Source organism: Bacillus cereus group sp. BfR-BA-01349, from assembly GCF_022663795.1.
GTDB lineage: Bacteria > Bacillota > Bacilli > Bacillales > Bacillaceae_G > Bacillus_A > Bacillus_A cereus.
Window position 1 is genome coordinate 18,954 of the sequence record NZ_JAKUGE010000050.1, and the last position, 22,433, is coordinate 41,386.

Consider the following 22,433-nt stretch of genomic DNA (forward strand, 5'->3'; position numbering starts at 1 on the left):
ATAGAAAAGTGAATTCTCAAAATTACCTTTTGTATCAAAGCCCATCATCTTTTAGTTCATACCTAGGTAAAACTTACACTGTTTTCCATAATGATAATGCATAAATCCAGTTTGGATCACCATTTCCTTGATAACTCTGGACTGCTTCATATACTTTTCCTTCGTGCAGAACTCTATCTCCCTTTTTATATGCTTTTTTTGCATCCCACGCTTCATATGAAGCGCTTTCAGTTTTTGTAGTAATTGTGAATATATCACTCTGTACGGATTCATTTCCAGCTACATCAACAGCTTTCACTACATATTTATAAGTAGTATTAGCGAGCAGATTTTTATCCAAATAAGAAGTTGTATTGGATGTTGCAATCTTTTTCATTGACCCTTCTGTTTCTCTATAAATATCATAATGGTCTACACCAATATTATCGTCAGATGGACTCCACATTAAATCCACACTTGACGCTGTCGTTCCCATACTATGTAATCCTTTTGGTTGTGTTGGTGCTTCTGTATCAGGAGTCTCAACTGTCGTTTTTACTGTAAGCGCTGTACTTTCTTTTGATACATTGCCAGCTGCGTCAATTGCTTTTACAGTATAAGAGTATTCTGTACTTGGTTGTAACTTCTTATCAATAAAATGAGTCCCTGGTACTGTATCAATCATCTCTCCGTTACGGAAGATTTGATATCCTTTTACCCCTACATTATCCGTAGAAGCGTTCCATGTTAGTTCTACACTATTCGCTGTTACTTTTTGCGTCTGAAGTCCATTTGGAATACTTGGCGCTTCTATGTCTGGTTTCACATCATTAATAAGATTAACATCAATTACATTATAGAATGCATTTGCTGTATCAGCTACATCCCATACTGCTAAAATCACATGATATCCACTACGATCAGTAGGTACATTGATTTTATGAGTTAAATTATTTGAAGCTGCAGAACCATCATGTTGTACAGTTCCAATTGGTTCGAAATCTGCTCTTGTTAGCGCTTTATTTGGATTCCATCCTTTTTTAGTAATATAGTAATGCCACTTACTCGTTAAGTGAGGCGCAGTATACTTCCAAGTAAATGTATTTTCCCCACCAGTGATTGTATTTTTAAACCAACGATTTGCTGTTTGTTGATCTAAAATACCACCAAATTTTCCGCCTGCTGAAGCAATTTGTCCATCTACTGGACCACCTTGCGGGAACCCTTTTGGAGCTTCTAAACTTTGTGGTTCATACATAACACTTCCACAGTTTACATTTAGCGCACCATAAGTTGGACTACATAAAGCGGATCGGCTACCGGGCTTTTCAACAAAACCGTGCGCATAAGCATTTTGAGGAATAAGTGTCGTACTAATAATTCCAGCTGTTAATGCTACAGCTCCTAAACTTTTTTTGTTCATTTTCATATTTTGTAGTTGTTTTAAAAATCGATTATTCATGCTCATGTCTCCTTCTTGTTATACTTTGTAGTGGAATGTGGGCTTTGATGTAAAAGAATAACAAGAGACAAACTTGTACCGATGTATGTATTAATTATGCATACACCGCAGTGAAAATATATTTTTTCCTTGTGAAATATTTCACTTTATGAATATATCATGACATAGAACTCGCCTAAGCATGTGCAGAAGTTGTGCAGAAACAGTGAAATTATTACTAACATATAAAACCACATCCTGAAATCATAAAGTAAAACTTTAATTAGTTGGGGTTTTACGGTCGGTTAATACGGGATAAAATAAAAGTGTGCAGCAGAAATTGTAGACTTAGTTCTCAAAATTCACATTTAGTATTTTCATTTAAACAATTCTTCTCTTCTTACAACAGAAAAGTGTCTATATCATTTAATATAGACACTTTTTTCATGTATAACTTTATATTTATTACTGACCTACAAATGTAAAAATTTCATCAACAGCTTCCTTATATCCACCCGATGTTCGGAATGATTCCTTCAAATTCAAAGCAGCCTCTTTATATGAAGGGTTATTTAAAATTAACTCCACACTTTCACGCAATTTCTCCACGGTTAATTCATTCATATGTAATTGAACTCCTGCTCCAAGACTCTCCACTTGCTTTGCGATTGCTGGCTGATCTGCACTTTGCGGTATTACAACGAGCGGAACCCCGTTATATAGTCCTTCATGCGTACTGTTCATCCCGCCGTGTGTAATAAATAGTTTCGTATAAGTAAGCAGTTCGGTTTGAGGCACATAGTTTTTCACAATGAAGTTTTTAGGGATTTCGCCTAGATCACTTATTTTTGTTTTATTACCAATAGACATAACAATTGTATGCTCACTATTCTCAAAGGCCTTCATACACAGTTTATAAAAGTCAATCGCTTCATTAAAAACAGTACCTAATGAAATATAAATCGGACTTTTTTCTTCAATTGAAGTAAAATCAACGTCTCTGTTTTTCATTTGTGTAGAGATAGATGGTCCTACAAATTTATATGTTTCATCAAACGTATCACCAAAAGGCTGGAACTCCTTAATTGTATACACAATAGTAAGGGGTGCAGGATTACAGAAAACTTCATACGATGATTTTATTTCAACACCATATTTTTCAGTAATTCCCTTTTTTAAGTTTTGAAAATCATTCTGTATTTTATCATGAATTTCTACTGGGATATTTTTTGACAGATGACCTAACATTTGCTCAAAGGATTTTTCATCCTGCGCAAAAGATGTGCATGAATTTATGGCTGGAAGTTTAAGAATTTGAGCAATTAAATGGCCACAACCAAACATAGAATCATGAATCATGTAATCAAAATGTTCACCTTCAATTTGTTCTAGAACGCTAGATATTACAATATTCGCTGTATGTAGAAGGCCGTTTATTCTTTCCTGTAAATAATTTCTGCCTCCAGATAGAAACGCTTTTATAAATTTTTGATCATCAATCGTTCGTACAGTAGCACCTGTCTTCTCAATCCGCTCCCTGAAAGCTTTTATTGAAAAATAAACGACCTCTTCACCACGAGAAATCAATTCTTCTACAACTTGTAAAGTTGGATTTATATGTCCTTCTGATCCAGCGTTAATAAATAAAACACGCGCCATAATAAACACTCCTTACGTTAAATCGTTTCTATGTTGGCAAGAGTACGGATTTTCTCGATACTCTTTTCTTAGTGTTCGTAGCATGTTCCTACTAAATTGACCTAGCGAGTCTAAAACCGAGATCATCTATATGAAATGTAGGATGGCTTCGACGACGACAAGTAGCGCCGCACCCTCTCGCTGTTTCAGCCCAACTACCACCACGAAAAATGCGGTATGATCCGTACACTGTTTCATCGTACAAATCATAACACCATTCCCAAACGTTCCCTAGCATATCATAAAGTCCCCATGCATTCGGTTCTTTTTGGCCAACGTCATGAATCTCTCCATTTGAATTTTCATTATACCACGCTATATCATGAAGTTTCCCGTATGTATATCCGGTTGTACTTGCTTTACATGCATATTGCCACTCTGCCTCACATGGTAATCGGTAGCCATTTGAATCTAAATTACATTTCACAATTTGACCACCATCACTAATAGAATAATATTCTTTTAATCCCGCTTTTTTTGAAAGTACATTACAAAACGCAATGGCATCGTTCCATGAAATATTGACAACTGGTTTATGATTTTTATCAAAATTATTTAATGTACTATTTGTAATAGCATCATATAGTTCGATTGTTACAGCATACTTCGCAAGAAGAAATGGTTGAATTTGCACTAGCCATTCTTTTTTTATTCGATCATCTCTTAATACTACCTCTCCAGCTGGAATATTTACCATTAATGAATCAATTAGTTGAATTAAATCATTAGTCATTTTCTATTCCTCCAAACGTTCATTTTGAATTTATAGTCATATACTCATTACAAAATACAATTTTCAAAAGCGTTAAATTTTCCATAATAAAAAACGATTAGTTTAATTAAACTAATCGGTAAGATTCAAAAAGAATTGTTGTGTCACATTCTATTATTATATGTGCTCTAAAAATTTCCGAACCTCATTTGGAGATTTTAAAACAATAACCTTTTTCTCTTCGGACAATTGCTCTAACCCTTTTAAAATTGTAGGTCGTTTAGCATTAGGATATTTCCATATCCATTTAAAAAATTGCAAATCAAATCTTTCTTCACATCCCGCGCCCATATCTGGTCTTTTTTTATTCCGGTATTTTACAATTCTTTTAAACGCACGATAAATACAAATTGTTCTATGAATATCAAGGAAGATAATTGTATCAGCTGCATTCAGTCTGATATCCATCGTCCCGCCATAATTCCCATCAATAATCCACTTCTCATCTTTAATTAAGTTATTTTGAACTGCTATTTGTTCTTCTCTCGGAACACCTTCCCAATTCGGTTTCCAAAATAATGCATCAAGATGATGCACCTTAATATTTAATTTATTTCCTAACTGCCTTGCTAATGTAGATTTTCCTGAACCACCAGAACCAATTAATATTATTTTTTTCATACCTTTACGATACCTTCTATAACTTCTTCAATAGCTTCCTTATTAGCAAAAATCCAGAAGAACATTTCTTCATTTAACTTTAATAAATCTGGTAACTGGACAAAATAAGCAATAAAGATAATTTGAATTGAAAGCATAACATACCAAATGGCTTTTAGTTCTTCTTTCGTTAAATCATTTTGTTTATAATAACCTTCAAAGACTTTGCTAACGATATGTAACCATTTCCCTCTTAATTTTTCATCACTAAATAGCTCGCTTAATATACTTGTACAGCAATAACATAAATCAAATATTTTTACATTATTTTCTAAAATCTCAAAATCTATAAACCCTTCCAGTTTATCATCTTTAAAGATTACATTTGATAGATGCATATCACGATGAATAATTTGTCTCGGTAATGGATGGACCGTTTCCTTGAAAGCTGCGTGCATTCGCTCCATCTTTTGAATTACCTCTCGATGAACATGCTCATTCTTTTCTAAAATCGGTATAGCCCATTCAAATACCATCTTATATAAATCTCTTTTTATTAACTCATGGTCACTATTCACCGAATGTAATGCTTTGTGCAGATTAGCTATTTCTTCTCCAATTGTACTTGCTAGCCTTTCCAGCTTATTCGTATCTTTTATTTCTAAAACACTTCCGGCAACATACTCATATAAGCAATAATATTTTTCTTTATATAATACATATTGTTCATCATTTTCTGTCTTTACTACTCTCTGTACTTTAATTCCCTTTTCATACAGTTGCTTCAAAACATCGAATTCAACTAGAAGTTGCTTTATCGATCCCGTTCTCTTTAAAATGTACTCTTTATTCTTGCATAAAACCTTCGCTACTTTTGGTTGCATTACAGTAGCTGTGACATGTTCATTTCGAAACCAAAACTTTGCAATTTCCAGTGCTTGTTCCATTTACAATACCCCTTTTACAATTCTTATTTCTTCCGAAAAATAACCTCACACAGTATTCCCACTCCAACACCAATTGTATAAGCCACTAAATCACTCCACAAAAAACCGTATCCCAACACGAGTCCGCCCAAAGTCGTTCCACGAATGCTATCTATCCATTCCGCATGATACAATTGGCTCGCTTCAATCCCGTAGCAAAACATTAAACTAATAAAAGCCAACTTCTTCGTCTCTGTTTTAGGAAACAAAAATCCAAAGCCAGTGAAAATCATTAATGTCCATAATGCATCACCTAAATAATCATTTAATAGATGTGGTAGTGCAAAAGCAAACTTTCTTGAGCTAAGACCTAAAATAATAACAACTATAGTAAATAGTGCATATACTACTCTATTTCGTTTCGTATTCATTTTAAAGTCTCCTAATATGTAATGTAAAACTGTAAATAGCTAGTAAAACAAAGTTATTTTACTAGCTATTTATTGATTGCTTTTATGATAAGAAAATGTGGATTCATATTTAAATAATGATATGATTTTTCGCTTACTTCTTTCATTTTTTCAATTGCCTTCGGTTCCACTATCTCTTCTAATACAAAATAATTTGTAGTTTCATTTAGTATGTCTTGTAATGATCTTCTAAAAAACTTGACTTCAATAGTAATATTCGGTTTAACCCAAGTATCTATTAATAACTGTTTTTCAAAATAATTTTCACATGGAAACTTTGTGAAATCCATAAAAGGATGATGAATAGAATATATAAGTTCTCCACCTGGCTTCAATACACGACGAAATTCTTGAAATACTTGATTCCAATTTTCTATATAATGAAGAGTTAATGAACTTACAATCACATCATACGTATTATCTTCAAATGGCAATGTTTCTTGCAGATCATGACAAAGGAACGTCGCTTCTTTTCCTATATTTTCTTTTGCTGCTTTTACCATTTCAGGACTTACATCAATTGCTGTAACATTTGCTCCTCTTCCTATGAATTGAGAAGTATACCATCCAGCTGCACATCCAGCATCTAATATCTTTTTTCCTTCTAGTTCCTTTGGAATAAGCTCCATCATCGCCGGTCTTTCATAATAACTGTTATATGGATTTGCGAAATCTAGATTTTCTTTATATGTACTCGCTAATTTATCATACGTATCTTTAATCGAATCTTTCATTACACACACTCCTAATACATATTAATCCATTAACTCCTGCTGCTTTTTCTTTGAAAATGATTGTAGTACTAAATCATACGACCAATCAATCATTTTATTAATTTGCTCCTGCTCTATACCCTTATGAATATAAACGGTATTCCAATGTTTTTTATTCATATGATACCCTGGAATAATTGTTTCTGGATAATCTTCTCTTATTCTTAATGCGACTTCTGGATCACACTTCAATGTAATCGCAGCCTTTTCACCTTCTTCATGATTTACTATCGCAAATATTTTATTATTAAGCCTCATACATGTTGCACTCCATCCATCTGGAGAATCTTCTGTCGCTTTTCTTTTCGATAAACAGTACGCTCTTGTTGCATTCATTTTAATTGGCACCTCTTATTCTTTCCCTGTTTGATTACGATGCATCACAATTTGCTTCGTTGCTTGAAATTGCTGCTCACCGTAAAACTTTATTAGCTTCTCTCCGCAAAATAGACTAACAATATCAATATGAGATATTTCTCGAAGTAATATTGTAAGCATTTTCTCTCCAATACCTTTATTTCTTACATTCTCATGTACGACAACATCTTCAATGTATGCTCGAAAAACACCATCAGAAACGACTCTAGCAAATCCAACTAATTCATTTTCTTCCCATACTCCAATGGCTATGCTATTCTTTAACATTTTTTCAATATCGACTTCTTTTCTTTCTGGCCACCAACCGACAGAATCATAAAGCTTCTTTATTTTTTCTGCACAGATTGGTTGTTCTTGTTGCAATTTATACGTGTACATATGCTTTCTCCCATCAATCAGTATACATAATATTATTATAATCTCTTTTCAAAAAAGTGCTGACTATGACCTTTCGGATGATCTTCAACGATACCATACTCTCGGTAACCATGCTTTTTATAAAATTCTGGCGCTTGAAAACTAAATGAATCTAGCAATATTAATCTGCACCCTTTTTCCTTCGCAATTTCTTCAATTTTATGTAAAAGTTGGCTCCCCCAACCGTCATGACGAGCTGATTTATCAACCCATAAAAAGTCGATATGAAGATGATAAAAATACATCGTACCTGTTACACCACCAAATATTTTTCCTTCTTCATTTTTTACTACGAGACTTACTTCTTCCATCGGCTGTTTTACTTCATCTGTTAAGATGGACATATTATATTGAATGACTTTATTTTTAATGTATTCTCCTTCAATACGTGTACCGTTCTCTATATGTTTCATATACATTGCTTCCTTTCAACTTAGTAAGCTACATTTTATTTTTCCCCTTTAAAATACTAATCAAAACGAATCCACCATATATAACAAAGCATGAAAAGCCAATTATCCCTGGTACAGAGACATAGCCTACCCTTATGTAACTTATAACTGCAAAACAAGCGATAGACAATGAAATAGATAGCCAAAATATAACAGCTATTTTTCTTCGTCCTCGTTTCGATGTACTTTCTTTCTCTTCAGAAACACGTGTGCCAAAAAGCAATACAATACAAATAAGAATTGCTGCAAAGTAAATTGTATCTAATGACAAATTGTGATCATATAGTGCGATTCCAACTTCAAGAGCAATAATCGTTAAAATTAAAATAATGATTGTTGAAGTCTTTAAGTTTCTTTTCAATCGCTCACTCCTAGCATGCTTTCACTATATTCTTTGTATATGTACTTTAAAACTACTGCAAAAGCTTCATCTACCTCTTTATTTTCACGGCGATTCGGTAAATCTTTTCCCCCAATCACATAAAGAAGTGGAAATTCGTTAAACATTCCTATAATACCAATATTTATTGTAGCTGTGAGTAATCCACCTGTCATATGAGCTATATGATAATATGGAATTTCTTCATACTCTCCTTGCTGTCTTACCATGCCGCTAATAATTGGTTCCCATAATTCTGGTTCTGATTTATAACCTTGAAAGGTTTGTATGAAAAGGGCAAGAACTTCACTTAATTCTCCAACATTTTTCTCATCTCTAGCATTCTCTTGTATATGAATTTTTGAAAAGTACGTTTGTGCGTACATTTTCACAGCATCCCATCCACCACAGTGCATTACAACTGACTGTGCAACGTAACTATCATGACAAGCAATCATTACCTCTACCGCTTCACTAAGTGTTAAAGAAGTTCTTCCTTGTAAATGCGGATATAACTGCGCACTATCTTCATGTGGATTAAATTTAATGTAATGAAGTATATCATTCCAATTATGTTTATTTTCCTTCACCATTTGCGTTACTACAAATCCAATGACTAATTTTGCTGCTGATGCTAACGGAATATTTAATTCACTATTATACGAAGCAACTATACGATTATTTTTTGTAGAATAAATTGCCATTCCCACATAATTAGATTGTACCTCTTTTATTTTATTTATAACAGTTTCCATTTCTATCCCTCTTTTTACATCGTTATATTAACTTCTAATATTTCAACATTGAATGTAAAAAACCTTTTCATTAGCTATTAAAATAAGAAAAAGGTAGCATGAATTTTTTCTTGCTACCGAAAAATATTTATTCTTCTATAGGATTTTCAGGACCGTTAAGTTCCAGCTGATAAAAAGCTAAATCTAGCCATTTATTAAACTTATAACCAGATTTTTTTATTGTTCCTGCATGAACAAATCCATAGTTTTGATGCAAGGCAATACTTTTCTCATTCTCTGCATCAATTCCAGCAATTAAGGTCATATACTCTCTTTCCTTTGCAATTTTGATTAATTCCTTCATTAATGAAGACCCAATGCCATTTTTTCTATATGCCTTATCTACATACACAGAATGTTCAACTGAATATTTATAAGCAGGCCACGTTCTAAATGGGCCGAATGTCGCAAATCCTACTACTTTATTATCTAATTCATATACGAAAATTGGATACCCTTCAGCCTTTTTTTGTTCATACCAATCTATTCTATTTTCAAGGGTTACAGGTTTATACGCATATACAGCTGTTGTATAAAGTATCGCATCGTTATAAATATCTAAAATGTATGCTAAATCTTTTTTCGTTGCTACCCTTATCATTGTTTTCTTCCTTTCATCATGTTCATCTTATATCCACTATCTTTTTAATAGTTTTATTTTATCGAAATTTCCGATTTTTATCTACATACGAATACTAGCTTTTCGGAAACCGTCAAATATATTTATTGCAGCAGATAATGTGTAAATTACAATTCCACCGCCAACTAACCACGTTTTAAATCCCTCTAGGGAAATAGTAAATGCATTTGCCAAATACGTAATAAACCCTGCGTTAAATACATGTGGATTTACTACAATTACAATGAATACTATCGTCCCAGCTACTTGAAGAATAGCATTCCCAATCGCCAATCTTTGAGTCCATTGTCCCTGCACTAATTTATAAAGGGATATACATATTTCAAAAACGATCATAATTACAACGATTGGCCAGTACTGCAATAAAACCTCTTGATTAAAAGTTGGCGAGACAAACTTCAGTCCATTTGCCGTACCGTTATATACGCCAACAAGATGATTCGCATAAAAGTAAAGTGTAGCCCAAACTGCTGTCCACATTAAACCTCCAAAAACTTCAAACTTCGAGATTGCTTTTTTCTTTGGAATATACGAGATGTTTTTCAAATCATCTGGTGTCCATTTTTTTAAACTTGTCGTCAACGGTTCGATACCTTTGTCTGTATCTGTTCTTTCTAAAATAACAAACACAACTGTCAACCAGAAAAATACATGGAGGCCCACTTCAAAAATTTCCCCAATGCCTTTACCTATCAATTGAAAAATAACATTTAATACTGCTTGATCACCACTATAGCCTATAAAATTTTCTGCAACCATTGATATGAGTGCAATGACAGCTGCGATTGGTATAATCATTTTTAACAACGTTGTATATACATCAAAATAACGTGGTCCAATTAAATGCATCGGTCTATCCAAATAACCATTAGCCAATGAAACCGGACTCCCCAATTTTTCGAGAACGCTCTTTACATCTTTCTCATTATAATCTTCAGGTAACATATCATCTATAGTTGACCTTAGTTCAAGTGTAATATCTTCACGATTTTTTTCAGGTAATCTCTTCGCAACCTCTTGGATATAGAGATCAATTAAATTCATTCTCTTCCTCCTCCTTTAATAAGTTATAAAGTTCTTTCGAATCCTTTATCCATTCTTTTTTCAACTGCAAAAATATTTCTAATCCATAATCACTTAAAACATAATACTTACGAGGTCTACTCTCCGTTTTATCCCAACTACTCGTCACTAATTCCTGCTTTTCTAATCGGCGAAGTAGTGGATATAAAGTACTTTGATCAATTGTAACCCCTGATTGCTCCAATAACTGGACAAGTGAATATCCGTACTGCGGCGTTCTTAATTGACTTAAAACAGCTAACGTTAATGTCCCTCTTCTTAACTCAGTAATTAACGAGTTTAATAAAGTATCCATTCACTCACCTCATTTCCATTACTATATGTCATACAGTATGTGTTTTATACTATGTATCGTACAGTATTAATGTGACAAAAACTATAATTTTTTACCAAAAAACAGATAATGAACAGCGCAAATTATATAATTTGTGCTTTTTTAGCTAAGTTATATATAACACTCTAAAAGGTAACAACCTTAACTACTAATTTTGAAGTTCCAGTAATGCTATATTAAGTTACAAATATCGTATACATATGATGTGAACATAACATCTCACTATAGGAAGCTATAAAAACGGTGAATTACCATGCTTGAATGATTCCCGTTTTCAGCACCTAATCAACGTTATTTCCTTCATAAACTTCATCTTGTTCAAAATCTCTATTTTTGTTTGGTTTATTAGAGGAAAATAAAAAAACAATTAAATTAGGTTAATTGTTTTTCAAATACAAAATCTTTTTTTTAAATAACCTATGATAGTCGAAAAGACAAATTCTCCAAATGCAAGTGGTATATAAATAAACCATAACTTTAATATTGCCTTTGTTTCTTTGTGATCAGAATCCCCCATTAAAACCAACCCTATCCTTTATTTTCAAATATTTTGATTTTATTTCCAATAATAAGAAGATTATACCATTTACAAATTTAATAGTCTATGTTTTCTAAAAATTAAATAAACATGTCCCCTCAATATTCAGATAAACATAATAACTTTTTTCGTTTCATCTTCAAAGTCAATAATGGGTCCTGTTAGAATCGCTACATTACCAATCGATTAGATCCCGTGACCAATAAAATCCATCTTAAATTCTTCCCACTTTAATTTATGTAATGATATAATAACACTAAATTTTCAACACGTGCTTAATAGATTGGGGACTTATAATGGATAAACCTCTCACTGCATTACAAACTATTATTATACATATGAATACAAATGAGCATTGGCATGATTTTATTTGTTACTGTCAGCATCGCGAAGCGGGACTTCGAAAATTAGCTTTTAAACATTTAGGGACATTTATTACAAATGCAAAAAATGGGAATCAAAAGTTCAAGAAGAGTTTGCCATTTCGCTGTTTACTATTTTAGATGCATTAAACGAAAAAGATGAGGTCTTAACTTTCTCACTAAATAGTTTTCTAATTGACATTCTATATAGATGGACAGAAAACAACCCATTTGATTCAAGACCTTTTAGATGGATAGGAATTTATATGGATTCTAGCAATAGAGAAGACGATTTAGAAAAATTCCTTCGAAAAGCGATTGAATTAGGTGGTGATACCGAACAAGAAGCTATGATATACCTAGTTTCTAATTACATCAATACTTTAGAATTTGGCACACATGAATTCCCTTCAGGTTATTGCGGAGATTTAAGCGAATGCATAGAAAAACTTCCCTATATGCTTCAATTAATTGATAGAATTCAGAATAAGAACATAAAGGAGCAAAACATTGGGCAAATACAAGAACAACTACATCTTATTCTAGATTGGTTAAAACACACACAAACTCTAGTAGATGCTGTTCGTATATGGGAAAAAGAACAAACTAAGGAATTAGAAAAGGTCATTGTATATTATTTACACAACAGCTCAAGTCATTAATTCATCTTGTACAGAGATAATAAAGTTGTTTAAAACATAATAAAATTGTTTAAAAAACGCTAGTCATGTTATTCAACAATCGGGCTATATTACAGAATAAATCCTTGTAAAAATTAAAAATATTTGAAATAATCGTCATTAAGTTGAAGCAGAGCGATTGCAGAAAAAGGTGATACGACTTTTTCTTACTTAATAATTGCACGATAGTTAAAAAATTCAACTAATTATATTCCGAAAGGGTGTGTGTAGTATCTTATCAACTAATGTTTTTACTTATAAATCTAAGGATGGAAAAACAATAATAATTAGAGAAGCTAAAGAACAGGATGCAGAAAGAATACTAGATTCTGCTTCAAAAGCTTTAATAAACGCTCCATACATGCTAAGTACGGTTGAGGATGTAAAAAAGGTGCGTATCGATGTTATTCAAAAAACGTTAAAATCTTATCATGAAAATCCAAATTATGTACAGTTTATTGCTGAAGTTTCTGGTAAGTTAGTCGGTGCAATAGATTTTAAGAACGGAAACAAAGAAAAAATCAGTCATCAAGGGGCTTTTGCGATGAACATACTACCTGAATATCGAAATTATGGTATTGGAAGAGCTCTTCTAGAAACGTTAATCAATTGGGCTAAAAATAACAGTAAGATTGAAAAAGTTTGTCTTGAGGTAATGGAAGATAATCTAAGTGCAATCCAGTTATATAAGAATCTAGGCTTCTTTGAAGAGGGTAGAAAAGCAAAGGGTGTAAAATTGGATGGTGGCTATCAAGATTTAATATTAATGGCTTTATTCGTTTGAAATTGAACATTATTCAACAATCGGGCGCTATTGTTGAATAATGTTTAGATTTTTAAACGACTTTATTGTTATATTTTTAAGTACAGTGAAGTATCTTATATCGAAAATTAAATAAATTTATTGTCATTTTACACGTCTACCATTTCAATATAAAAAAGAGGATTTTCATACAGTACTAGAAAATCCTCTTTTTATATTTATCCCACATTAGCTTGCAGTAAAACTCCCCACTGATTATAGTTTCACTTTATTTTAATCCTTTAATTAAAGGTGACGCTTCCCCACTATGGAAAATCCATAAGTCATGAAGTGATCTCGTACATCCGACATATAGTAACTTTGCATCATGTTTTGTGTTTTTGTAATGTTCCTCATCCACATCAATTAAAAGCACCGCATCAAATTCTAAACCTTTCGCTAAATAGACAGGTACTACTGATATACCACCTTCATATTTACTTTGGTTTGCTTCAATTACGTTTACCGTTAATCCTGCATTTGTTAATTTCACATATATATCACGGCATTCATCTTCTGTTCTTCCGATTACTGCAATTGTTTTCACATCTGCATTTTGCAAATGTTTTACCGTCTTCACAATTTCAGTAAATTGATTTTCGGCATGAATTACTTTCACATCTTCTCCACTGCGGAAGACTGGTGTTGCGAGTCCTACTGGGATTTCTGCATTTTTAATTATTTCATTTGCAAATTCAATAATTTCTTTTGTAGAACGATAACTTCTTGTCAATTCATAATAACCGGTTTCTTGGAATACTTCCTTAAAAGCATTCCAATCTTCAATTCCTTGGTAATCATAAATCGCTTGCGATAAATCACCTAATATAGTGAAAGAATTACCTAATGTAATTTCTTTTAATGCATAAATTTGGAAAGGCGAAAAATCTTGCGCTTCATCAATAACAACGTGATGAAACTTCTGCCCGATTTCAATCCCTGTTATACGATGATGTATGTATATTAAAGCTGGTAAATCTTCTACATACACTTCTTTTTTACGACAACTCTTTTCTGTTTCTTTAACAAGTTCTTCAGGTAATACCTCAAGTATTTCTTTACTTTTTACTATTGAACTATACAGTGAAAGAGCACTCATTTTCGGCCAAAACTTCATATATGCGTTGAGTCTCTTAGTCGCTTCTTTTTTAAGTAATTTTTTCTCGTTTGTTTCCCCAAATTTTTTAAGTTCAATTTCAATCCAGCGCTTCATTCGTCCTACTAATCGTTCTCTTCTTTTCTGTAAAGGATAATGTTTATATTCAACTTGCATCCATTTTTTAATATCTTCTACTGGAATAGTCGCTCTATCCCACGCCTCAAAATCTTTTGTCGGAACTAACTCATTTTCAAATTGGATCATTCTCTCTTCAATAAACGTCTTAAATTCCAACGTACCCTTTAATTTACCTAGCATTACCTTCTTTTCATCACGATTAATTGAAAATGCTTCTTTCAATTTTTCTTCTGTCTGCTTTAGTTTCACTGAATCATCTAACGTACGTAATGCCCAATCCGGAAACGTTGTTTGACTAATATTTCCTACACCTAATTCAGGAAGTACACTCGAAATATAGTCTAAAAACAGACTATTCGGCGCAAATACGATCATTCTTTCTGCTTCTAATTGTTCACGATATTCATAAATTAAAAAAGCAAGGCGATGTAAAGCAATTGTTGTCTTTCCGCTCCCTGCAACCCCTTGAATAAGTAATGGTAAATTTCTTTCCGCTCGAATAATATCATTTCCTTTTACATATGTATCAACAACACGTTCAAGTTCTCTTTTTCGAATGGAAATGTTTCGTTTTAAATACACATCACCTTCTACTAACCCATCTGGTGATTGATAAAATGCTAATTCTTCTCCACCGGTAAATGAATAAAACATACTTGCGACAGGCGCTCGCCAATCAATAATGATTGGCTTCATCGTGTCCATATCCGAAACCCCTACTTTTCCGATATAAATCGGCATAACTTCTTCTTTTCCATCTTCCTGAAAATCTAACCTTCCAAAGTACGGCTCTTGCACACCAATACGTAAGTTTTGTCTATTAGACTCCCTCATACTTTCAAGAATTTGCTCTTTAAAATCTTCTCCATAATAAACCGGGGTTTTTTCAAGCTTATCCAATTGCTCATCCATCGTATGTAAAGTATCCTTCATTTTTTGTAACTCATCTTCAAATATGTTGCTCATTTCGACGATTCCCTCCTGTCCGTTCTAATTTTTCAGTCGAAGTATCATTGTATTAAAAACCCAATCATAAAGTCAATAGTTTCCATTTAAATTTCCCGAAAAAACTTACTTTTCATCTTTCTAATTTAAAAAGAATATGCAACATCTAAATCACACAAATACACATATAGTATAGTGATGCATACAAAAGATACTACTTTCTATTTGTCTCCTATTTAATTTATCTATTAAAAAACATTGTAAAAATGAAAGACTTTAATCAATGGGCGTTTTACTGCCCACAAATAGTAGGATAAATAAAAGTAAAGGAGGCTCTTCAAATGAATGTCGCGAAAAAGAAACCGTTAAAGTTATATTTACTTATTTTTGTATTCACTGTTTTGGCCAGTGGGTGGATTGGGGTATTTCTAGATTCTCTTCTAACAAATCAACCTGAAGGAAACACTTTAGGTATGGGATTATGGCTAATATTACCTTTCCTCGTAAGCATTTTACTTAGAGTTATTAGCCGAGATTGGAATGATTTTGGCATCAAGCCAAATTTGAAAGGAAATTTTATATGGTATTTCACTGCACTACTTATTTATCCATTTGTTACAGTAATAACGATAAGCATATCGCTCATTTTTGGAATAGCTCATATTTCTAGTTTTGATATATCCACGTTATTGTCACTCATAGTCATGTCTACTATTGGTAACTTTATTAAAAACATTTTTGAAGAGTTTTCTTGGCGGGGTTATTTAACTCCAAAGTTGATTGAACTAAATCTAAACGATTGGTACATTTATATTATTTCTGGTTTCATTTGGGCACTTTGGCATGCTGCTTACTATCTAGTCTTTTTACCAAATGAGTATTTTGAATCTATCTCAAGATTAAATATGCTTCTATCTGGCTGTATCCTTATGGTTTGTTGGTCAATTATGTATGTTGAAATATATAGACTTACAAAATCCGTCTGGCCATGTGTTATCATGCATGCGATCGAGGATGCTGTTCCTACTGTTTTAGTTACAATAACAGGGATTATTACTCTTACAAACAGTAGTGATTTTTGGTTAAATCCTATTAGCGGGGTCGCTGCTACTGTTTTATTTCTCGGAATTGGAATCGTACTAAGAACTATAAGAATAAAAAGAGAACGACAATTATTCACACAATAAAAAGCAGATAATGAATTCGTCATTATCTGCTTTCCAATTTTTAAAACTACCTTATTATATTTTTTGATACATAAGCCAGTCACCAGAGTCTATCACTTTCTTTAACATCTTTTTATCCTGAGCGATATACACATATGCCTCAATTTCCCTATCAGCAACATATACTGTTTGCGTGATTCGATTATATAAATCAGTCTCCGCATTGCCTGTATATTCTTCTAGTTCATCTAACTTACACAATATCTCATCATTTACTACATAAATTTCTCCATACACCTGTTCTTCAATCGAATAAGTCATGGCTGGATATCCTTCGTTCGTATCAAATAATTTTCCATATGTCCAAGCTCTGTCTGCGATGCATGTTGCACCTAGCATATAATGAGCATTCGTTTGTCCTCTTCTTAACGTGCCATAAACGAAAACATGATACATAAATTCTTATCCCCTTTATATGTCTCTACTTTCTTATTTGTAAATAAGCACGAATCATAAAGTAACTCACTTCATTCGGAAGCTGTTCTTTAATAGATTTCAGACCACCATCTGCATTTTGAACGGCATTTTCAATAACAGATTCATACTCTGCTGGAACAAAGCTTTGCCAATCTACTTCCATTCCATCCTCATAGCAGCGAATTAAATGGTTTTCAATTGTTTGTCTTGATAAGTTACGTTCTTTTGCAATCTCATTCAAATCAATACCTTGTTTATACATTTCATATGTTTCTAACTGAGAATTTGCGGCCGCTTTTCCTGACTTTTTACGCTCTGAAACTACTTCTGTCTTAATCGTTTCAGCATAATTTGGATTTCCCTCAATAAAATGCTGAACTGCTTGTAAGAAGTGCGAGCCATATTTCACAAGTTTGTGTTCTCCGATACCTTTTACCGTCAACAATTCAGAATCATTTTGCGGCATTTTCACACACATATCTTTTAATGTTTGGTCAGAGAAAATAACGAACGGAGGTACACCTTCTCCTTGTGCAATTTCTTTACGTACTTCACGAAGCACTTCAAATAAAGGATGGTCTTGAACAATTTGTCTTGTCTCTACTCGTTCTTTTCGTAAAACATTCTCTTTACCAAGTAATACTTCTTTCCCTTTTTCAGTTACTTTTAACGTCGGATAAGTGCCATGTTCAACTGCAATTAACTCGTCTGAAATTAAAAACTCAATAAACTCACTGACCTCTTTTACACTACGGTTCGATAAAAGCCCATACGTTGGTAAAGTATGAAAATTAAATTCAATAACTTTCTTATTCTTCGACCCAGTTAATACTTGCGCTATCATTTGCTTTCCAAAGCGTTGGTTCGTTCTAATCATGCATGATAAAACCATTTGTGATTCTCTTGTCACATCGATGCTCTCGCGATTGTCTGTACAATTACCACAGCGTCCACAATCTTCTTTCGGTTCTTCTCCAAAGTATTGCAAAATGAATGATTGTAAACATTGTTCTGTATGACAGTAATCGGTCATATTTTGCAATTTTTCAAGTTCATTTGAAAAACGTGATTCTCCAGTTGATTGATCAATTAAAAAACGCTGTACTTGTACATCTTGAGAAGAATATAACAATATACATGTACTATCTAATCCGTCACGACCAGCACGTCCTGCTTCTTGATAGTAACTTTCCATATTTTTTGGAAGCTGATAATGAATTACGTAACGAATATTCGATTTATCAATACCCATCCCGAATGCAGATGTTGCTACCATTACACTTACTTCATCTCGTAAAAAGAGTTCTTGTTGCTCATTTCGATCACTATCACTCATACCAGCATGATATTTTGATACAGAAACACCTGCCTTCATCAAATCTTCATATAACTGATCGACTACTTTTCTAGTAGCTGCATATATAATCCCAGATTCCTTTTGATTTTGACGAATATAATCCGCCAAATATGCATTTCGATCTTGCCCTTTAATGACAGAAAACGATAAGTTCTCACGCTCAAACGTTGTCATAATGGTATTTTTTTGATTAATTTCAAGTGTATTACAAATATCATCACGTACTTGCGGTGTTGCTGTTGCTGTTAATGCTAATACGAGCGGTTTTTCTGGAAGATAATCTAATATGCGATGTATATGTAAATAACTTGGACGGAAATCATGTCCCCACTGTGAAATACAGTGTGCTTCATCAATCGCAATCATAGGGATTTTCATATCGATAAGTTGGTCAACAAACTCCATCGAATCAAGACGCTCAGGCGCCACATAAAGTAACTTGTAATGTCCTTGTTTCGCTAATTGAATTCGCTGATTTGCTTCTGCAATAGATATAGAACTATTAATATATGTAGCTGAAATGCCATTCTGTACCAATGTATCTACTTGATCCTTCATAAGTGATATTAAAGGTGATATAACCAACGTCGTTCCTTCAAATATTAATGCCGGAATTTGATAACAAATCGACTTACCGCCACCCGTTGGCATGATACAAACCGTATCTTTCCCATCTAGTACATTTTTAATTGTTTCATCTTGTCCTCTTCGAAACGAAGAATAACCAAAGTAGGACGCTAAAAGTTCTTGTGCTTTAGTAAACAAAAAAGAGTCACCTGCTTTTCTTTATCTTTCATCTACTTCTATTATATCAATCACTTATGCGACTTGAAAGGGATGATTAGATGCTTATTGTTTTTTCATTATTCTATGTTTCTTCACTTATTTAATATGAATTAGCATCATTATTTTATATGTTTTACAACATTTATAACGTAAATCCAGTACACAAGAAGAAAGAGTTTCAATTTAAATGTTCATTTTATTTCCCTTTCTTGAATACTACTAATCATATACATATAAATTCAGGAGGTTACTATATGAAACATCGTAATATGAGGTCCATCACGGCAAAAACGAAAACAAAACAACTCCAATTCTCTAATAATGATACGTGGAAATATGAATCATACTATAAGTATCAGCCATTATTCTCTTATAAAAAGCTTTTTAATTTTCTTTCTCAACTTTTTAAACGTTAATATATGCGCAAAAAATATATTATTCACAGAAGTTTTCTCAATATTAAACATATAGACTTACTACAATTGAGTTGTTAACATATATAATAATCTGTTGGATAAACCCCTTAAGTTGACCTGCTTATATTAGCAGGTCTTTTTCATGATTACATACTTCTGTGTACCTCGATCTCACTTCCAAGTCTTTTCTCCATTTTATAACCATATTTAACTCCCAACAATTAATGATAATCATAAATTGTTGGGAGTTAAATTGTTCGTATATAATTATGCAATTCTTCTTTCTCAATACACAAAACACATTTTACTTGTTACTATAAAAGTACTCCAGATGAGTTTTTTGCTCATCGACATTATCTAGTTATTGGGATCTGCCGCGGGAAGCAGGTCCCTTTGACTGTATGAAGGTCCCAATTTCATTTGGACACATTTACCAGGTTTTTTCAAAAGAATTTTATGATAACATTACGTAGTCGAGTCCGACATCTCGGCAATACCCTTTTGAGGGTCTGTAACTTCCCTTGCAGACCCTCTTTTACTTTATATTCAAATTATTCATATATATCACAACATCATTCATTGAATTTCTCCATTTCAAATTCCCTAAAAATAATCTAGGACACGGAACTAAAAATAAATCTTCATCATACTTTGAGTTATACATGTTCAAAGGAGTGTTACTATTTATGTATTCTTATTGGCAATCGTATTACTCCCCCTACCATAACCCTTATGTAAACTATGATTTATCCGTACGGAACTACCGAATTAGTAAAAATGAGAATTTTTTAAAAGGATATATGCGTTCTTTATGGGAACAACACGTCGCTTGGACGAGATTGGCTATTATAAGTATAGTATTTAATTTACCAGATGTTAACGTTACTGTTGGACGACTTCTACAAAACGCAACACATATGGGACTATCACTTGAACCATTTTACGGTAAAGATGCAGTAAAAAAATATAGTGCATTAATTAAAGATCACTTAGTAATTGCAGCGGATCTTGTTAAAGCGGAAAAAGCTGGTAATCAAAATGCAGCGGCCGCTATAGAGAAAAAATGGTACGCTAATGGTGACGCAATTATTGAATTTCTTAACAGTATCAACCCATATATAGATAAAGAAGAATTTAGAAAAATGTTTTATGAACATTTAGCACTAACGAAAGCAGAAGCACTTGCCTTCCTAAATAAAGATTATGAAGCAGGAGTAAAACTTTACGATAAAATTGAAAAAGAAGCATTAGAAATGGCTGACATGATAACAAACGCAATCGTAAAACAATTCCCGCAAGTCTTTCAATAAAGTGAAACTTTAATCAGTGAGGGGTTTGTTCATCCCCCACTGATTATCAGCTCTCACCAATCGGCTTATTTAGTTTTCTCTCCATGATATTTCACCTCTCCTCTTTACATTTAGCTTATATCGATATATTTTATTAATATCCGTTTTTTATAGGAGGAAATAGTTTGATTAACGCGATTGGTCTCGTTTTTATACTTACAAATAAACACGAGAAAAAAAAGAAAGTTTACTTAAATGAAAAATTTGCACTAATAGATATTATTGATTCTAAAGAAGTATTTGATGATGAAGGGAATCCTTTAGTAGAACTAACATGTAAATACAGTATATATTTAGATGAAAAATATTACTGTAAATCTCTCGATGATTATACCGGACAAGTCTTTCCTTTCTTAAGTGCAAAAATAGGAAAAGGTCTTCTAAGAAACTTAAACTACTACTTTTCTTACGTTGATGCCTATGATAAGAAACCACCAGTTAAAGAAATAAGACCACTTATGAAACAAGTAACTAACAGATAGCCAAAAATACCAAAAAAAGAAAGCATCTAACCCTGGATGTTTTCTTTTTTATTAAAAACTCATTAACTTTCATCCTCTTCTAAAAGTATGTATCCAAGCATATTTTAAATTAAAAACATTGGAGGATTAGAGTGAATGAAATACTCAGAAACAATTATAAGCAAACGACTTCGAATACTTAAAATGACGGGTATGTTTTTCATGCTAGTGTTAATAGCATGGATTGGCTATACAAAATTACTTTATGAAAACGGCTTTCTTCAAGAAAAAAAGAATTCAGTAGAAGTAATGAACACTAGCATTACAGGAGAAATAGAGCAGCTTTTTCATATAAACTTGCAAGGTTATCGAAAAACAAGCCTTGATGCTGTTATAGAAGCCAGTAAAACCGATCCAAGTGAACTATCCTTAATTGAACTAGTCAACAAATCCTGTTCGCGAGATTGCATAGGTGAACCAGTTACATATGTAAACTCAAACAATGGATATATCTTTTATAAGGAATCTAATGGAACTAATGTAGCTATAACGGTTAAAAAGAAAGACACATGGGTAATTGTAAAGAAATCTGTTCAAAATGGAATATAATCACCCCAAAAAAGAGTACGCATCTGGTCATCTCCCTGTCAAGTAGACAGTAATAAAAAGAGTATTATGCCACGGCCTTTTCCCGATATTCTATCGGGGAAAGGCCGTGAAG

At 32.9% G+C, this 22,433-nt stretch carries 24 protein-coding genes and 1 pseudogene; 7 read left to right on the forward strand and 18 right to left on the reverse strand.

Translation table 11 applies throughout. The features are described 5' to 3' along the window. Window positions 1-73: 73 nt before the first annotated feature. From MR169_RS22405 to MR169_RS22475, 15 genes are all read right to left on the reverse strand, one after another. Window positions 74-1,441 (reverse strand): lytic polysaccharide monooxygenase, encoded by a 1,368-nt coding sequence (locus MR169_RS22405; RefSeq protein WP_088066323.1) that lies wholly within the window; start codon window positions 1,439-1,441, stop codon window positions 74-76. A gap of 444 nt (window positions 1,442-1,885) precedes the next feature. After that, window positions 1,886-3,079, reverse strand: coding sequence for a macrolide family glycosyltransferase (locus MR169_RS22410; RefSeq protein ID WP_242320052.1), 1,194 nt, complete (start codon window positions 3,077-3,079; stop codon window positions 1,886-1,888). Window positions 3,080-3,170: 91 nt separating this feature from the next. Beyond that, a complete protein-coding gene (locus MR169_RS22415; protein ID WP_025966128.1) occupies window positions 3,171-3,851 on the reverse strand; it encodes a formylglycine-generating enzyme family protein in 681 nt (226 codons plus the stop codon). A gap of 156 nt (window positions 3,852-4,007) precedes the next feature. Continuing rightward, window positions 4,008-4,511, reverse strand: a complete 504-nt coding sequence (locus tag MR169_RS22420; protein WP_000720551.1) for a DNA topology modulation protein — start codon at window positions 4,509-4,511, stop codon at window positions 4,008-4,010. Beyond that, complete coding sequence (locus MR169_RS22425) at window positions 4,508-5,437, reverse strand: phosphotransferase enzyme family protein (RefSeq protein WP_242320053.1); 930 nt, start codon at window positions 5,435-5,437, stop codon at window positions 4,508-4,510. Before MR169_RS22425 ends, MR169_RS22420 begins: the two co-directional genes overlap by 4 nt. Before the next feature lie 23 nt (window positions 5,438-5,460). Continuing rightward, window positions 5,461-5,847, reverse strand: a complete 387-nt coding sequence (locus MR169_RS22430; RefSeq protein WP_242320054.1) for a ribosomal maturation YjgA family protein — start codon at window positions 5,845-5,847, stop codon at window positions 5,461-5,463. 65 nt (window positions 5,848-5,912) lie between these two features. Then, window positions 5,913-6,620 carry a class I SAM-dependent methyltransferase gene (locus MR169_RS22435; protein ID WP_044797634.1) on the reverse strand — a complete coding sequence of 236 codons (708 nt, stop codon included), beginning with the start codon at window positions 6,618-6,620 and terminating at the stop codon, window positions 5,913-5,915. A gap of 21 nt (window positions 6,621-6,641) precedes the next feature. Further along, window positions 6,642-6,995 carry an MmcQ/YjbR family DNA-binding protein gene (locus MR169_RS22440; protein WP_000994622.1) on the reverse strand — a complete coding sequence of 118 codons (354 nt, stop codon included), beginning with the start codon at window positions 6,993-6,995 and terminating at the stop codon, window positions 6,642-6,644. Window positions 6,996-7,010: 15 nt separating this feature from the next. Beyond that, window positions 7,011-7,415, reverse strand: a complete 405-nt coding sequence (locus MR169_RS22445) for a GNAT family N-acetyltransferase (RefSeq protein WP_000288969.1) — start codon at window positions 7,413-7,415, stop codon at window positions 7,011-7,013. 35 nt (window positions 7,416-7,450) lie between these two features. Then, window positions 7,451-7,867 (reverse strand): GNAT family N-acetyltransferase, encoded by a 417-nt coding sequence (locus MR169_RS22450; protein ID WP_000680411.1) that lies wholly within the window; start codon window positions 7,865-7,867, stop codon window positions 7,451-7,453. A 28-nt stretch (window positions 7,868-7,895) separates the two neighbouring features. Then, on the reverse strand, window positions 7,896-8,267 hold the full coding sequence (locus MR169_RS22455) for a hypothetical protein (protein WP_137074720.1): 372 nt from the start codon (window positions 8,265-8,267) through the stop codon (window positions 7,896-7,898). Next, the gene (locus MR169_RS22460; RefSeq protein ID WP_000450750.1) at window positions 8,264-9,040 is read right to left on the reverse strand and encodes a serine hydrolase; all 777 of its coding nucleotides are present in this window, start codon (window positions 9,038-9,040) and stop codon (window positions 8,264-8,266) included. Before MR169_RS22460 ends, MR169_RS22455 begins: the two co-directional genes overlap by 4 nt. A gap of 127 nt (window positions 9,041-9,167) precedes the next feature. Continuing rightward, window positions 9,168-9,680, reverse strand: a complete 513-nt coding sequence (locus MR169_RS22465) for a GNAT family N-acetyltransferase (RefSeq protein ID WP_137074719.1) — start codon at window positions 9,678-9,680, stop codon at window positions 9,168-9,170. An 81-nt stretch (window positions 9,681-9,761) separates the two neighbouring features. Next, the gene (locus tag MR169_RS22470) at window positions 9,762-10,763 is read right to left on the reverse strand and encodes an HAAS signaling domain-containing protein (RefSeq protein WP_065845367.1); all 1,002 of its coding nucleotides are present in this window, start codon (window positions 10,761-10,763) and stop codon (window positions 9,762-9,764) included. Continuing rightward, window positions 10,750-11,097 (reverse strand): PadR family transcriptional regulator, encoded by a 348-nt coding sequence (locus MR169_RS22475; RefSeq protein WP_000380301.1) that lies wholly within the window; start codon window positions 11,095-11,097, stop codon window positions 10,750-10,752. Before MR169_RS22475 ends, MR169_RS22470 begins: the two co-directional genes overlap by 14 nt. Window positions 11,098-11,970: 873 nt before the next feature. Here MR169_RS22475 and MR169_RS22480 point away from each other — a divergent pair. Together MR169_RS22480 and MR169_RS22485 are read left to right on the forward strand one after the other, a co-directional pair. Further along, window positions 11,971-12,698, forward strand: a pseudogene (locus MR169_RS22480) (hypothetical protein). 241 nt (window positions 12,699-12,939) lie between these two features. Beyond that, window positions 12,940-13,500 (forward strand): GNAT family N-acetyltransferase, encoded by a 561-nt coding sequence (locus MR169_RS22485; RefSeq protein WP_170964354.1) that lies wholly within the window; start codon window positions 12,940-12,942, stop codon window positions 13,498-13,500. Between the two features lie 247 nt (window positions 13,501-13,747). Here MR169_RS22485 and MR169_RS22490 read toward each other — a convergent pair whose 3' ends face one another. Beyond that, on the reverse strand, window positions 13,748-15,721 hold the full coding sequence (locus tag MR169_RS22490; RefSeq protein ID WP_242320055.1) for a HelD family protein: 1,974 nt from the start codon (window positions 15,719-15,721) through the stop codon (window positions 13,748-13,750). Between the two features lie 320 nt (window positions 15,722-16,041). Between MR169_RS22490 and MR169_RS22495 the strand changes: the two genes are divergently transcribed. After that, window positions 16,042-16,887: a CPBP family glutamic-type intramembrane protease gene (locus MR169_RS22495; protein WP_016118060.1), complete on the forward strand. Its 846-nt coding sequence runs from the start codon at window positions 16,042-16,044 to the stop codon at window positions 16,885-16,887. Between the two features lie 54 nt (window positions 16,888-16,941). On the opposite strand, the gene MR169_RS22500 is transcribed toward MR169_RS22495, so the two are convergent. Then, window positions 16,942-17,322 (reverse strand): gamma-glutamylcyclotransferase family protein, encoded by a 381-nt coding sequence (locus MR169_RS22500; RefSeq protein ID WP_000274905.1) that lies wholly within the window; start codon window positions 17,320-17,322, stop codon window positions 16,942-16,944. Window positions 17,323-17,347: 25 nt separating this feature from the next. Continuing rightward, on the reverse strand, window positions 17,348-19,465 hold the full coding sequence (recQ, locus tag MR169_RS22505; protein ID WP_242320056.1) for a DNA helicase RecQ: 2,118 nt from the start codon (window positions 19,463-19,465) through the stop codon (window positions 17,348-17,350). A 275-nt stretch (window positions 19,466-19,740) separates the two neighbouring features. On the opposite strand from recQ, the gene MR169_RS22510 reads away from it, so the two are divergent. The 4 genes from MR169_RS22510 (at window position 19,741) to MR169_RS22525 (ending at window position 22,321) form a co-directional block, all read left to right on the forward strand. Then, window positions 19,741-19,902 carry a hypothetical protein gene (locus MR169_RS22510; protein WP_170955191.1) on the forward strand — a complete coding sequence of 54 codons (162 nt, stop codon included), beginning with the start codon at window positions 19,741-19,743 and terminating at the stop codon, window positions 19,900-19,902. A 686-nt stretch (window positions 19,903-20,588) separates the two neighbouring features. Beyond that, the gene (locus MR169_RS22515) at window positions 20,589-21,212 is read left to right on the forward strand and encodes an acetylglutamate kinase (protein WP_242320057.1); all 624 of its coding nucleotides are present in this window, start codon (window positions 20,589-20,591) and stop codon (window positions 21,210-21,212) included. Window positions 21,213-21,376: 164 nt separating this feature from the next. Then, window positions 21,377-21,733, forward strand: coding sequence for a hypothetical protein (locus MR169_RS22520; protein ID WP_000606231.1), 357 nt, complete (start codon window positions 21,377-21,379; stop codon window positions 21,731-21,733). 135 nt (window positions 21,734-21,868) lie between these two features. Beyond that, window positions 21,869-22,321, forward strand: coding sequence for a hypothetical protein (locus MR169_RS22525; RefSeq protein ID WP_000877574.1), 453 nt, complete (start codon window positions 21,869-21,871; stop codon window positions 22,319-22,321). The last annotated feature ends 112 nt before the right edge of the window (window positions 22,322-22,433 follow it).

Coding starts and splice junctions, on each gene's coding strand:
- MR169_RS22405 (WP_088066323.1), bottom strand. CDS start 1,441: ATGAATAATCGATTTTTAAAACAACTACAAAATATGAAAATGAACAAA.
- MR169_RS22410 (WP_242320052.1), bottom strand. CDS start 3,079: ATGGCGCGTGTTTTATTTATTAACGCTGGATCAGAAGGACATATAAAT.
- MR169_RS22415 (WP_025966128.1), bottom strand. CDS start 3,851: ATGACTAATGATTTAATTCAACTAATTGATTCATTAATGGTAAATATT.
- MR169_RS22420 (WP_000720551.1), bottom strand. CDS start 4,511: ATGAAAAAAATAATATTAATTGGTTCTGGTGGTTCAGGAAAATCTACA.
- MR169_RS22425 (WP_242320053.1), bottom strand. CDS start 5,437: ATGGAACAAGCACTGGAAATTGCAAAGTTTTGGTTTCGAAATGAACAT.
- MR169_RS22430 (WP_242320054.1), bottom strand. CDS start 5,847: ATGAATACGAAACGAAATAGAGTAGTATATGCACTATTTACTATAGTT.
- MR169_RS22435 (WP_044797634.1), bottom strand. CDS start 6,620: ATGAAAGATTCGATTAAAGATACGTATGATAAATTAGCGAGTACATAT.
- MR169_RS22440 (WP_000994622.1), bottom strand. CDS start 6,995: ATGAATGCAACAAGAGCGTACTGTTTATCGAAAAGAAAAGCGACAGAA.
- MR169_RS22445 (WP_000288969.1), bottom strand. CDS start 7,415: ATGTACACGTATAAATTGCAACAAGAACAACCAATCTGTGCAGAAAAA.
- MR169_RS22450 (WP_000680411.1), bottom strand. CDS start 7,867: ATGAAACATATAGAGAACGGTACACGTATTGAAGGAGAATACATTAAA.
- MR169_RS22460 (WP_000450750.1), bottom strand. CDS start 9,040: ATGGAAACTGTTATAAATAAAATAAAAGAGGTACAATCTAATTATGTG.
- MR169_RS22465 (WP_137074719.1), bottom strand. CDS start 9,680: ATGATAAGGGTAGCAACGAAAAAAGATTTAGCATACATTTTAGATATT.
- MR169_RS22470 (WP_065845367.1), bottom strand. CDS start 10,763: ATGAATTTAATTGATCTCTATATCCAAGAGGTTGCGAAGAGATTACCT.
- MR169_RS22475 (WP_000380301.1), bottom strand. CDS start 11,097: ATGGATACTTTATTAAACTCGTTAATTACTGAGTTAAGAAGAGGGACA.
- MR169_RS22490 (WP_242320055.1), bottom strand. CDS start 15,721: ATGAGCAACATATTTGAAGATGAGTTACAAAAAATGAAGGATACTTTA.
- MR169_RS22495 (WP_016118060.1), top strand. CDS start 16,042: ATGAATGTCGCGAAAAAGAAACCGTTAAAGTTATATTTACTTATTTTT.
- MR169_RS22500 (WP_000274905.1), bottom strand. CDS start 17,322: ATGTATCATGTTTTCGTTTATGGCACGTTAAGAAGAGGACAAACGAAT.
- MR169_RS22510 (WP_170955191.1), top strand. CDS start 19,741: ATGAAACATCGTAATATGAGGTCCATCACGGCAAAAACGAAAACAAAA.
- MR169_RS22515 (WP_242320057.1), top strand. CDS start 20,589: ATGTATTCTTATTGGCAATCGTATTACTCCCCCTACCATAACCCTTAT.
- MR169_RS22525 (WP_000877574.1), top strand. CDS start 21,869: ATGAAATACTCAGAAACAATTATAAGCAAACGACTTCGAATACTTAAA.